10 protein-coding genes and 1 pseudogene are annotated in these 11,676 nt (G+C 73.6%); 7 read left to right on the plus strand and 4 right to left on the minus strand.

Going from position 1 to position 11,676, the window contains the following annotated elements:
* Positions 1–141 precede the first annotated feature (141 nt).
* The gene (locus tag ACSNOK_RS23765) at positions 142–1,164 is read right to left on the minus strand and encodes an adenosine deaminase (protein ID WP_436782789.1); all 1,023 of its coding nucleotides are present in this window, start codon (positions 1,162–1,164) and stop codon (positions 142–144) included.
* 118 nt (positions 1,165–1,282) lie between these two features.
* On the opposite strand from ACSNOK_RS23765, the gene ACSNOK_RS23770 reads away from it, so the two are divergent.
* Positions 1,283–2,104, plus strand: a complete 822-nt coding sequence (locus ACSNOK_RS23770; protein ID WP_436782790.1) for a DUF4190 domain-containing protein — start codon at positions 1,283–1,285, stop codon at positions 2,102–2,104.
* Here the strand turns inward: ACSNOK_RS23770 and ACSNOK_RS23775 are convergent.
* Positions 2,050–2,679, minus strand: coding sequence for an NADAR family protein (locus ACSNOK_RS23775; RefSeq protein ID WP_436782791.1), 630 nt, complete (start codon positions 2,677–2,679; stop codon positions 2,050–2,052). The genes ACSNOK_RS23770 and ACSNOK_RS23775 overlap by 55 nt on opposite strands.
* 438 nt (positions 2,680–3,117) lie before the next feature.
* Between ACSNOK_RS23775 and ACSNOK_RS23780 the strand changes: the two genes are divergently transcribed.
* The 5 genes from ACSNOK_RS23780 (at position 3,118) to ACSNOK_RS23800 (ending at position 8,015) form a co-directional block, all read left to right on the plus strand.
* Positions 3,118–4,302 carry an ABC transporter ATP-binding protein gene (locus ACSNOK_RS23780; protein WP_436782792.1) on the plus strand — a complete coding sequence of 395 codons (1,185 nt, stop codon included), beginning with the start codon at positions 3,118–3,120 and terminating at the stop codon, positions 4,300–4,302.
* Complete coding sequence (locus ACSNOK_RS23785) at positions 4,299–5,210, plus strand: ABC transporter permease (protein WP_436782793.1); 912 nt, start codon at positions 4,299–4,301, stop codon at positions 5,208–5,210. The genes ACSNOK_RS23780 and ACSNOK_RS23785 overlap by 4 nt, the downstream gene beginning before the upstream one ends.
* On the plus strand, positions 5,210–6,034 hold the full coding sequence (locus ACSNOK_RS23790) for an ABC transporter permease (RefSeq protein WP_436782794.1): 825 nt from the start codon (positions 5,210–5,212) through the stop codon (positions 6,032–6,034). Before ACSNOK_RS23785 ends, ACSNOK_RS23790 begins: the two co-directional genes overlap by 1 nt.
* A gap of 4 nt (positions 6,035–6,038) precedes the next feature.
* Positions 6,039–7,451 (plus strand): NAD(P)/FAD-dependent oxidoreductase, encoded by a 1,413-nt coding sequence (locus tag ACSNOK_RS23795; protein WP_436782795.1) that lies wholly within the window; start codon positions 6,039–6,041, stop codon positions 7,449–7,451.
* 111 nt (positions 7,452–7,562) lie between these two features.
* Positions 7,563–8,015, plus strand: a complete 453-nt coding sequence (locus tag ACSNOK_RS23800; protein ID WP_436782796.1) for a hypothetical protein — start codon at positions 7,563–7,565, stop codon at positions 8,013–8,015.
* Here the strand turns inward: ACSNOK_RS23800 and ACSNOK_RS23805 are convergent.
* Both ACSNOK_RS23805 and gabT read right to left on the minus strand, forming a co-directional pair.
* Complete coding sequence (locus ACSNOK_RS23805; RefSeq protein ID WP_436782797.1) at positions 7,951–8,559, minus strand: phosphatase PAP2 family protein; 609 nt, start codon at positions 8,557–8,559, stop codon at positions 7,951–7,953. The two genes, ACSNOK_RS23800 and ACSNOK_RS23805, sit on opposite strands and share 65 nt — an antisense overlap.
* Before the next feature lie 387 nt (positions 8,560–8,946).
* Positions 8,947–10,299: a 4-aminobutyrate--2-oxoglutarate transaminase gene (gene gabT, locus ACSNOK_RS23810; RefSeq protein ID WP_436782798.1), complete on the minus strand. Its 1,353-nt coding sequence runs from the start codon at positions 10,297–10,299 to the stop codon at positions 8,947–8,949.
* A 374-nt stretch (positions 10,300–10,673) separates the two neighbouring features.
* Between gabT and ACSNOK_RS23815 the strand changes: the two are divergent.
* Positions 10,674–11,676 (plus strand): annotated as a pseudogene (locus tag ACSNOK_RS23815) (hypothetical protein); the annotation flags it as partial.

Consider the following 11,676-nt stretch of genomic DNA (forward strand, 5'->3'; position numbering starts at 1 on the left):
TGTCAGGGGGGGGCGGCGAGAGGCCGGCGGGGCCGGCCGACGGGGCGGGGGCGTTTCGGTGCGCGTGCCGTCCCGTTCGTGTGCCGTCCCGTTCGTGTGCCTCTCCGCCGACGGCCCCCGGCCCGGCCCCCCCGCGTCCGCTCAGCCCGCGTGGGCCGCCGTGTACGCGTCGATCTCCGCCGCGAGCCGCGCCTTGCCCGCCGGGTCCAGGAATGACGCCTCGACGGCGTTCTTGGCGAGGTCCGCGACGCCCTGGGCGTCGAGTTCCAGCAGCCGGGCGGCGACCGCGTACTCGTTGTTGAGGTCGGTGCCGAACATCGGCGGGTCGTCGCTGTTGACGGTGACCAGGACGCCCGCGGCGGCCATCTCCCTGATCGGGTGGAGCTCGATGTCGGTGACGGCCCGGGTGGCCAGGTTGGAGGTGGGGCAGACCTCCAGCGGGATGCGGTGCTCAGCGAGATGGGCCAGCAGGCGGGGGTCCTGGGTGGCGCTGGTGCCGTGGCCGATGCGCTCCGCGCGCAGCGCGGTCAGCGCGTCCCAGATCGTTTCCGGGCCCGTCGTCTCCCCGGCATGCGGCACGCTGTGCAGTCCGGCGGCGATGGCGCGGTCGAAATAGGGCTTGAACTGCGGGCGGGGGACGCCGATCTCGGGGCCGCCGAGGCCGAACGAGACCAGGCCGTCCGGCCGCAGGTCGCAGGCGATGCGGGTGGTCTCCTCGGCCGCCTCCAGCCCGGCCTCGCCGGGGATGTCGAAGCACCAGCGCAGCACCACGCCCAGTTCGGTCTCGGCCGCCTTGCGGGCGTCCTCGATCGCCTCGACGAAGGCCACGTCCGGGATGCCCCGCCGCACCGAGCTGAACGGTGTGACCGTCAGCTCCGCGTACCGGATGTTCTGCCGGGCCATGTCCCGGGCGATCTCGTATGTCAGCAGCCGGACGTCCTCGGCGTCGCGGATCAGGTCGACCACCGAGAGGTAGACCTCGATGAAGTGCGCGAAGTCGCGGAAAGTGAAGAAGTCGGCCAGCGCCTCGGGGTCGGTGGGCACCGGGGAGTCCGGGTGCCGGGCGGCCAGCTGGGCGACGATGCGCGGCGAGGCCGAGCCGACGTGGTGGACGTGCAGCTCGGCCTTGGGCAGGCCGGCGATGAAGGGGTCGAGCGCTGGCATGCTGGCCTCCGGGAAAGGGTCGGTCGGCGGGTCGGATCGCGGTCGGATCATCGTATGCGGGGGGCCTCCGGGGCCGTTCGCGGAGGCCGTAGCATGGCGGGGGAGCAGGGGAGGGCCAGTGTCCGACACGGACAGCGCGCAGCGGGAGCCGCGGGATCGCGACCCGTGGGCCGCGCCGACACGGGGGATACCGCTCGACGGGGGCGGGGTCCCGCTCGGCGAGGACCCCGAGGTCACCCGTCCGGCCCCGCCGACGGCGCCCCCGGTACGGGACGGCGCCGTGCCGCCCGTCCCCCTGGCCCCCACGGGGCCGGGCACCCCCAGCGCGTGGCAGCCGCCCACCGCCTTCCAGGGACCGCCGCCGGCCGGCCCCCCGTACGGGCCGTCGCCGTACCCGGCGTACGGCGCCGTGCCGCCGGGGCCGGGCTCCTACGCCGGCCCGGGACTGCCGTACGGCGCGGGGCCGCCGCCCGGGCCCGGACCGCTGTCGTACGGTCCCGTCCCGCCGTACGGCCCGCTGCCGCCCCAGGCACCGGCCGTTCCGGACAACGGCTTCGGCACGGCCGCGCTCGTGCTCGGCATGTTCTCGCTCCTGCTCTCCGTCTCCGTGGTCCTGGGGCTGGTCCTCGGGGTCCTCGCCGTCACCTTCGGGGCCGTCGGGCGCGCGAAGGCCGTCCGGGGCGTGGCGTCCAACCGGGGCCAGGCCGTGGCCGGGCTGATCCTGGGGGCGCTCGGGCTGGCCGCCTCCGTGACCGTCCTCGTCCTGGTACTCAGCCTGCCGGACGACGAGGAGCACGGGGACGAGCGGTACGGCGACGATCCCGACGTCACCCAGGTCAGCGACGTGACCCACCGGGCGCCCGGCGGCTCCGGCGCTGCGGGCGGCTACGCGGCGGGCGCCGCCTGCCGAGGGCCGCTCATGCCGTCCGCCAGCCGCTGACGGGCCTCCATCAGCGCGAAGCCGAGCAGGTTCAGCCCGTCCCAGCGGGCCGGGTCGCCGGCGCGCTCGTCGTCCGCGGCGAGGCCTATGCCCCACACCCGGTCGAGCGGGCTGGCTTCCACCAGCACCCGGCTGCCGGTGGCGAGCAGGTAGTCCCGCAGCTCCGGGTGGTGGCCGAACTTGTGCACGCTGCCTTCGACGACGAGCTCGAAGCGGTGCCTCCGCCACTCCTCCTCGTCGAAGCCGCGGACCGTCCGTCCGGCGTCCTTGGCCTGCTTGGGGTGGGCCGCGGCCAGGACCCGGGCCTCGGCCTCGGCGTCGTCGAACAGGCGGGCCTTGCCGGCCATCATCCAGTGCTCGGCCGTCGCGTAGACCGTGCCGTCGACCGTGAAGGGCGCCGGCCACCACTGGCTGAAGCACCCCGGCCCCACGGAGCCGTCCCGCCGCGGCCGGTGTCCCCAGAAGAAGACGTACTTCGGACGCTCACCCCGCGTGACGGCCGCCGTCAGCTCCTCGACCGATCGCGTGTGCCCCACACCGTTGTCCACCACGGCATTCCCCGTTCCCCTCGACATGCCGGCCATTCTGGCACCCACCACTGACAACGCAGAGTGAATATCCGTGAAGCCGACGCGGCCCGGTCCGCACTCGGCGGCCACCCGGCCCGGCCCGGCACACCGGCCAGGGGAAGGTCAATGAGAAGATCCCTCCGTCCGGTTCGGCGCCCCGGCGGCGACCCGACGACGGACCGTCGGGACCGCATCGCGTGACCTCACCCGCTGCCAACACTGATTCCGTCGTGGAGTGAAATCTCCGCGACGGAATCTCTTGTTGTGGGGCCCTCCCTCTGTCAGGATCGGCGATCACATCCGGTAGGAGCGACGGCCGTCAACGGCCCGAGCGGGCAGCGGAGGAGTGAGCGATGCGGCACCCGCACGGCCCGTACGCGGACACCCCCGTCCGTATGTCACTGTTATGTGCTCTACGCCCCCACATCCGATGGATCCACACCCATGACTGCAACCGCCCCGAGCGGCCCCGGCGGCAGCGGAACCGACGTCCGCCTGGCCGGGATCAGCAAGCGCTACGGCGCCTTCACGGCCGTACACCCGCTGGACCTCTCCGTCCCCGCGGGTTCGTTCTTCGCCCTGCTCGGGGCCTCCGGCTGCGGCAAGACCACCACCCTGCGCATGATCGCCGGCCTGGAGACCCCCACCACCGGCAGCGTCGTCCTCGCCGGCCGGGACGTGACCGCCCTGCCGCCGTACAAGCGCCCGGTCAACACGGTCTTCCAGAGCTACGCGCTCTTCCCGCACCTGGACATCCACGAGAACGTCGCCTTCGGCCTGCGCCGGCGCGGTGTGACATCGGTGCGCAAGCAGGTCGGCGAGATGCTCGACCTCGTCCAGCTCGGTGACCTGGCCCGGCGCCGGCCGCACGAGCTCTCCGGCGGCCAGCAGCAGCGTGTGGCGGTCGCCCGGGCGCTCATCAACCACCCGCAGGTCCTGCTGCTCGACGAGCCGCTGGGCGCCCTGGATCTCAAGCTCCGCCGCCAGATGCAGCTGGAGCTCAAGCGGATCCAGACCGAGGTCGGCATCACCTTTGTGCACGTCACCCACGACCAGGAGGAGGCGATGACGATGGCCGACACCGTGGCCGTGATGAACGCCGGCCGGGTCGAGCAACTCGGCGCCCCCGCCGACCTCTACGAGACGCCGCGCACCACCTTCGTCGCCAACTTCCTGGGCACCTCCAACCTCATCACCGCCGAGGTCCTCGACGCCTCCGGCGACGTCCTGGTGCTGCGCGCCGCCGACGGCAAGCTCGCGCTGCCCGCCTCCCGCTGCCAGGTGCCCGCGCGCGCCGGGGACAAGGTGCTCGTCGGCATACGGCCGGAGAAGATCGCGCTCACCCACGCCGACGACGCCGAGACCGTGCCCGACGGCCGCAACCGGGTGCGCGGACGCATCAGTTCCGCGAGCTTCATCGGCGTCTCCACCCAGTACCTCGTCGACGCGCCGGTCGCCACCGGCACGGCCGGGCTGTCCGTCTACGCCCAGAACGTCGAGCGCGACCCCCGGCTGGTCCCCGGCGCCGAGGTGCTCCTGCACTGGAACCCCGGCCACGGCTTCGGACTGGACGCCGCGCAGCGCATCGAGGCGGGCACCGACGTGGACCTGGGGGAGGCCCCCTCATGACGACGGTCACCCCCACCCCCGCTCGGGAGACCGCCCGTCCCTCCCGCCGGCACCGGCGCGTCCCCTACTGGCTGCTCCTCCCCGGCGTCCTCTGGCTGCTGGTCTTCTTCGTGGCCCCCCTCGTCTACCAGGCGTCGACCTCCGTCCAGACCGGCTCCCTGGAGGACGGCTTCCGGGTCACCTGGCACTTCGCCACCTACTGGGACGCCCTGGACGCCTACTGGCCCCAGTTCCTCCGCTCGATCGGCTACGCCGCCGTCGCCACCGCGCTCTGCCTGCTGCTCGGCTATCCGCTCGCGTACCTCATCGCCTTCCGGGCCGGCCGCTGGCGCACCCTGCTGATGGTGCTGGTCATCGCGCCGTTCTTCACCAGCTTCCTGATCCGCACGCTGGCCTGGAAGACGATCCTCTCCGACGGCGGACCCGTCGTCGGAGCCCTGGACTCGCTGCACGTCCTCGGCCTGACCGACGCGCTGGGCGTCACCGAGGGGCACCGGCTCCTCGCCACCCCGCTCGCCGTCGTCTGCGGCCTCACCTACAACTTCCTGCCCTTTATGATCCTGCCGCTCTACACCTCCCTGGAACGCATCGACGGCAGGCTCCACGAAGCCGCGGGCGACCTGTACGCGGGCCCCCTCACCACGTTCCGCCGGGTGACCTTCCCGCTCTCCATGCCCGGCGTCGTCGCCGGCACGCTGCTCACCTTCATCCCGGCCGCCGGCGACTACATCAACGCCGAACTGCTCGGCTCCCCGGACCAGAAGATGATCGGCAACGTCGTCCAGTCGCAGTTCCTGCGCGTCCTGGACTACCCGACCGCCGCCGCGCTGTCCTTCCTGCTGATGGCCGTCATCCTCGGCATGGTCACCGTCTACCTGCGCCGGGCCGGGACGGAGGACGTCGTCTGATGCGTACCGCCGCCCGCCCGCTGCGCTGGCTCCGCCGCCACCTGGTGGTGATCGCCGGTCTGGGCACCCTCGCCTACCTGCTGCTGCCCAACGTCATCGTCACCGTCTTCTCGTTCAACAAGCCCGCCGGCCGCTTCAACTACGAGTGGCGCGAGTTCTCCACGGACGCCTGGACGCACCCCTGCGACGTCGCGGGGCTCTGCGGCTCGCTCTCGCTCAGCCTCTGGATCGCCCTCTGGGCCACGATCGGCGCCACCGTGCTCGGCACCCTGGCCGCCTTCGCCCTGGCCCGGCACCGCTTCCGGGGCCGCGGCGGGGCGAGCGGCCTGTTCTTCCTGCCGATGGCGATGCCCGAGGTCGTGATGGCCGCCTCGATGGCCACCCTCTTCCTCAACACCGGCGTCGCGTTCGGCTTCTGGACGATCCTCATCGCCCACATCACGTTCTGCCTGAGCTTCGTCGTCACGGCGGTCAAGGCCCGGGTGACGAGCATGGACCCGCGGCTGGAGCAGGCCGCGCAGGACCTCTACGCCACGCCCCTCCAGACGTTCCTGCGCGTCACCCTGCCGATCGCCGCGCCCGGCATCGCCGCCGGGGCCCTGCTGTCGTTCGCGCTCTCCTTCGACGACTTCGTCATCACCAACTTCAACGCCGGCTCCACTGTGACCTTCCCCATGTACGTCTGGGGAGCCGCGCAGCGCGGGACGCCCGTTCAGATCAATGTCGTCGGCACGGCCATGTTCGCCGTCGCCGTCCTGTGCGTGCTGGCCGGACAGTTGGCCGGACGCCGGAAAAACAGACGAAGAGGCAGCCGAAGGAGCTGAGAACATGGCCGCTCGTGCCATGAACCCTGCCCAATCACTCTCCGACACCGCTCTGCGCCCCTACTGGCTCGACGACCCCGGCCGGCCCGACCCCCGCCCCGCCCTCGTCGGCGACGAGCACTGCGACCTGCTCGTCGTCGGCGGCGGCTACTCGGGGCTCTGGACCGCCCTCAACGCCAAGGAACGCGACCCCGCCCGCGACGTCGTCCTCATCGAGGCCGAGGAGACCGGCTGGGCCGCCTCCGGCCGCAACGGCGGCTTCTGCGCCGCCTCCCTCACCCACGGCGTCGGCAACGGCCTCGCCCGCTGGCCCGACGAGCTCCCCCTGCTGGAGGAGCTCGGCCGCCGCAACCTCGACGGCATCGAGGACGCCCTCCGCCGCCACCGCATCGACTGCGACTTCGAACGCACCGGCGAGATCGACATCGCCACCGCCCCGCATCAGGTGGACGAACTCCGCGAGGCCGCCGAGGAGTACGCGGCCCTCGGCATCACCGGCCACGAATACCTCGACCGCGACGCCCTCCGGGCCGAGGTCGACTCCCCGACCTTCCTCGCCGGCCTCTGGAACCGCGACGGCGTCGCCATGCTGCACCCCGCCAAGCTCGCCTGGGGCCTCAAGCGCGCCTGCCTGGAGCTGGGCGTAAGGATCTACGAGCACACCCCCGGCAGCGGCCTGTCCTCGCGCGGCGCCGGAGTCGCCGTCCGCACCCCCTACGGGCGGGTCTTCGCCCGGCAGGCCGCCCTCGGCACCAACGTCTACCCGTCCCTGGTCAAGCGGCTGCGCCCGTACATCGCCCCGGTCTACGACTACGTGCTCGTCACCGAGCCGCTGACCGAGGAGCAGCTCGCGGCCGTCGGCTGGAAGCGGCGGCAGGGGCTCAGCGACTCGGCCAACCACTTCCACTACTTCCGCCTCACCGCCGACCGGCGGATCCTGTGGGGCGGCTACGACATCGTCTACCACTACGGCGGCGAGGTCCGGGCCGAGTACGACCACCACCCCGCCACCTACCAGCGGCTCGCCGAGCACTTCTTCCGCTGCTTCCCGCAGCTGGAGGGCGTCCGCTTCTCGCACGCCTGGGGCGGCGCCATCGACACCTGCTCCCGCTTCTCGGCCTTCTTCGGCACCGCGCACGGCGGCCGGGTCGCCTACGCCCTCGGGTACACCGGACTGGGCGTAGGGGCCACGCGGTTCGGCGCGGACGTCATGCTCGACCTGCTGGCGGGGGAGCGGACCGAGCGCACCGAGCTGGAGATGGTCCGCAGCAGACCCCTGCCCTTCCCGCCGGAGCCGGTGCGGTCGGTGGGGATCGGCATCACCCAGTGGTCGATGACCCGGGCAGACGAGAACGGCGGCCGGCGCAACCTCTGGCTGAAGGCCATGGACAAGGTCGGCCTCGGCTTCGACAGCTGACCCGCCGGCCGGTCACCCGGTCGGGGGAATCCCCCGGAACCCGTGTAAGGGCCGCCCGGCCGCCCCCTCCCACCCGTGGACGCACACAGTCGACACGGAGGAGGCAGGCCTATGAGCGGCGGCGCGGGGCGGACGAGCGCGGTGGAGTGGCTGGCGGCGGCCGCGCCCGATCCCGCCGGCTGCCGGTGGGAGTGGGAGCGCAATCCCTTCGGGATCGCCCTGCTGCCCGCCGGCCGGCTCTGGGACGTGCTCATCTTCCCGGGCGGTCTCGGCCGCCCCACGGCCGATGTCCTGGCCGGGCGGGCCGGCTCGCCGGGGCCCGTCCTCGCCGACGAACGGGCCGGCCGCGTCGGCTTCCTCGTCCCGCCCGGGACGGCGGCCCGGTGGCTGGCGACCGGGGTGCGCGGCGCCGGGTGCGGCACCTGGATCGTGGTGCCGCACCCGGTGCGCAACACCTCCCTCGTCCGCTGGCTGGTACCGCCCGACGGATCGGGGGCGCTCACCGACCCGGTGGTGCTGGAGCTCGCCCTCCACGAGGCCGCCGCCCGGCTCGCCCGCGGCTGAGCGCCCGGGACAGGCACCACAGGACGAGGACGGCCAGGCACCAGGAGCCCAGGACGTCCAGCGGCCAGTGGTAGCCGCGGTGCACCAGCCCGGCCCCCACCGCCGCGTTGAGCAGGACGTACCCGGTGGCGGCCCGGCGGGAGCGGGTGAGCAGCAGCAGCGCGGCACCGTAGGCCACGGCGGCGGTGGCCGTGTGGCCGGAGGGGAAGAAGCCGTCGTGCGGGCCGGCCCCCATCGCGGGCGGGCCCGGCCGGCCGACGAGCGTCTTGAGCGGGACGACGAGCGCGGGCACCGCCGCCATGGCGAGGGCGGCGGCCAGGGCGTGCCACCACGGCCGGCCGCGCCGCAGCACCGCCCACAGCGCGGCGGCGGCCAGCACCGGTACGGCGACGGAGGCGTTGCCGAGGTCGGCGAGGAAGCCGGTGACCGCCCGGGGGAACGCGGCACCGGCGGCGGCGCGCCCCACCCGCTCGTCCAGCGCGCGCAGCGGGCCGTGCCCGGCGACCTGCCAGGTGACCAGGGCGAACAGGACGAGGGACAGCACCGGGAGGAGGCCGGACAGCCGGAAGGCCGACGGCTCCGGAACAGGGGGGGAGGTTCCGAGGCCGCCGGCCGGGCCGGCGTGCCGCTCGCCCCGGGGGGTGTGGAACGGGCGGCCGTCCGATCGGTGAGGAGTCCCGGGGCCCGTATCTCGCGCGGCCCCGGTCGCGTGCGCGGTGGCACGGCCGCGCCGGAACTGGGGACGTACCGGCGGGGCGTCGTCCGCAGTCCCCTGCGGACGGGGTGTCTCACTCATCTGCAGAAACCGTACGGCAGGGCGGGCGGCGGACGGTAGCCGTGTCACCCGTCCACCACCCGCCCCGCACAGGTTCTTCACGGGCGCCCGTGCAGACGCCCGCGCACGCCGGTCCGGTCGGGGCCGGCGACGTGTTCAGAGCCGTCCGAGGGCCGCCTCGATGATGTCCAGACCCTCGTTGAGCAGGTCCTCGCCGATGACGAGCGGCGGCAGGAAGCGGAGCACGTTCCCGTAGGTGCCGCAGGTGAGCACCAGCAGGCCCTCGGCGTGGCAGGCCTTGGCCAGGGCGCCGGCCGCCTCCGGGGCGGGGGCCTTGGTCTCCGGGTCCTTGACCAGCTCGATCGCGATCATCGCGCCGCGGCCGCGGATATCGCCGATGACCGGGAACTTCTCCTGCATGACCGCGAGGCGGCCCTTCATGACCTCCTCGATGCGCTTCGCCTTCGCGTTGAGGTCCAGCTCGCGCATGGTCTCGATCGCGCCGAGCGCGCCGGCGCACGCCACCGGGTTGCCGCCGTAGGTGCCGCCGAGGCCGCCCGCGTGCGCCGAGTCCATGATCTCCGCGCGGCCGGTGACCGCGGCCAGCGGCAGACCGCCCGCGATGCCCTTGGCGGTGGTGATCAGGTCAGGGACGATGCCCTCGTCCTCACAGGCGAACCACTGGCCGGTGCGGCAGAAGCCGGACTGGATCTCGTCCGCCACGAAGACGATGCCGTTGTCGTTCGCGAACTTCACGATCGCCGGCAGGAAGCCCTTGGCCGGCTCGATGAAGCCGCCCTCGCCGAGCACCGGCTCGATGATGATCGCGGCCACGTTCTCCGCGCCGACCTGCTTGGTGATCTGGTCGATGGCCTGCGCGGCGGCCTCGGGGCCGCAGTTCTCCGGACCGGTCGGCCAGCGGTAGCCGTAGGCCACCGGCACCCGGTAGACCTCGGGGGCGAAGGGGCCGAAGCCGTGCTTGTACGGCATGTTCTTGGCCGTCAGCGCCATCGTCAGGTTGGTGCGGCCGTGGTAGCCGTGGTCGAAGACGACGACGGCCTGGCGCTTGGTGTACGCGCGGGCGATCTTCACCGCGTTCTCGACGGCCTCGGCGCCCGAGTTGAACAGGGCCGACTTCTTGGCGTGGTCGCCCGGCGTCAGCTCGGCCAGCCGCTCGCAGACCTCCACGTAGCCCTCGTAGGGGGTGACCATGAAGCAGGTGTGGGTGAAGTTCGCCAGCTGGGCCGACGCCCGGCGGACCACGGCCTCGGCGCTGGCGCCCACCGAGGTCACGGCGATGCCCGAACCGAAGTCGATCAGCGAGTTGCCGTCCACGTCCTCGATCACGCCGCCGCCCGCGCGGGTCGTGAACACCGGCAGCACCGAGCCGACGCCCCCGGCGACCGTCGCCGTGCGGCGCGCCTGGAGCTCCAGCGACTTCGGGCCGGGAATGGCGGTGACGACGCGGCGCTCCTGGGGGAGGGCCGAGCCTCCGGACAGTTCGGTCATGGTGGGCTCCCGGGGGAAGAACGCGGACTTTTGACCGCAGGCTAAGGGCGGGCCGACGGCCCCGGCATGTTCCGTTCGGGAGAAGTACGGGCGCGCCGTTGTCCGGACGGTACATGGCGGGACGGGCGGCTAGCGGCGCTCCCGGTGCCTGGGGGGACACCGGGGAGGCCCCGGCGAGGTTTGGGCAGGGTCCCCTCGGGGCCGACCCCGAGTCGGCTGCGGGATCACCCCGAGTCACCCCGGAACTCGGTCCGGAGACGCTGAACTCGCCGCTCAGGGCCGCTAGATTGGCCACGCGACGTCGGTCCGGCCGCAGCCGGGCCGCACGGCGGGCAGGCAGCAGCGGGACCGGCCGGCGGGGGCAAGGGGCAGCGATGGCATCCGAGGACACGTACGGGGACGCGTACGGGGCACCGCCCTTCCGCGGCGGCCGGCCGGCCCGCCCCGACGGGCCGCCGGCGCCGTACGTTCCCCCGCAGGCCAGGCCGGGCGGCTTCCCGGCCGGGACCGTGCCGCCGGCTCCCTCGGGCGCTCCGCCCGCTCCCTCGGCCGTGCCGCCCGCCGCCTCCGCCGTGCCGCCGGCCCCGCGGCGGCCGCCCGCCCAGGGCGCGGCGCCGGAGCCCGAGCACCCCTTCCTCACCTGGCTGCGCACCCCCCGGCCGCCCGCCCAGCCCGGCGTCTGGCGCTTCGGCCACCGCCCGAAACCGCCGGAGGAGCTCGGCCGCACGCCCGGCCGGCAGCTCGTCGGCGGCGCGGTGATCTCGATGCTGTGCGGCTGGCTGGTCTGGTCGCTGCTGTGGCACGGCTACTTCGGGCCGTACTGGAAGTGGCCGCTGAAGGCGCTGGTCCCCGGCGACTGGGACGAGAACTCCCAAGCGTGGCTCCTGTCGTCCTACCTCTACTACGCCCTGTGGTTCTGCGGACTGGTCGTCCTCTTCGCCCGCATCGGCCGCGTGCCCGAGCTGTGGCGCCGCTACGGCGGGCCGGTATGGGCGAACGGCAAACGGCGTCTGGGCCTCAGACTGCCTCCCGCCCTGCTCCCGGACCGGCCGGACCGCATCCCCCGGCCACTGCTCGTACGCCGCGCCGCTCTCGCGCTGGCGGGCGCGGTCGTGGCCTGGGAACTCTGCTACGACGTGTTCGGCAGGATCTGGCTGTGGCCGCTGATGCGGGTCATCCCGGTCTCCTGGTTGCAGCCGCCGATGTACTTCTACGTCACCTACGCCTACTACACCCTCTTCATCGCCCTCTTCCTCGCCATCGCCGCCCGGGTGGGCTGCTGGGGCGAGCTCTGGCGCCGGTACGCGGCCCCGGACCGGCCGCCCAGGACCCCGGGCGGGGCGGCCGCCGGGGGAGCCGCCCCGCCCGCCCCCGACG

The organism is Streptomyces sp. URMC 126, from assembly GCF_051386555.1.
In the GTDB taxonomy this organism is placed as follows: Bacteria; Actinomycetota; Actinomycetes; order Streptomycetales; family Streptomycetaceae; genus Streptomyces.

Excerpts from the sequence above, each read along its gene's own strand:
- ACSNOK_RS23765 (WP_436782789.1), bottom strand. The coding sequence starts at position 1,164 with ATGCCAGCGCTCGACCCCTTCATCGCCGGCCTGCCCAAGGCCGAGCTG.
- ACSNOK_RS23775 (WP_436782791.1), bottom strand. The coding sequence starts at position 2,679 with ATGTCGAGGGGAACGGGGAATGCCGTGGTGGACAACGGTGTGGGGCAC.
- ACSNOK_RS23785 (WP_436782793.1), top strand. The coding sequence starts at position 4,299 with ATGACGACGGTCACCCCCACCCCCGCTCGGGAGACCGCCCGTCCCTCC.
- ACSNOK_RS23780 (WP_436782792.1), top strand. The coding sequence starts at position 3,118 with ATGACTGCAACCGCCCCGAGCGGCCCCGGCGGCAGCGGAACCGACGTC.
- ACSNOK_RS23800 (WP_436782796.1), top strand. The coding sequence starts at position 7,563 with ATGAGCGGCGGCGCGGGGCGGACGAGCGCGGTGGAGTGGCTGGCGGCG.
- ACSNOK_RS23795 (WP_436782795.1), top strand. The coding sequence starts at position 6,039 with ATGGCCGCTCGTGCCATGAACCCTGCCCAATCACTCTCCGACACCGCT.
- gabT (WP_436782798.1), bottom strand. The coding sequence starts at position 10,299 with ATGACCGAACTGTCCGGAGGCTCGGCCCTCCCCCAGGAGCGCCGCGTC.
- ACSNOK_RS23790 (WP_436782794.1), top strand. The coding sequence starts at position 5,210 with ATGCGTACCGCCGCCCGCCCGCTGCGCTGGCTCCGCCGCCACCTGGTG.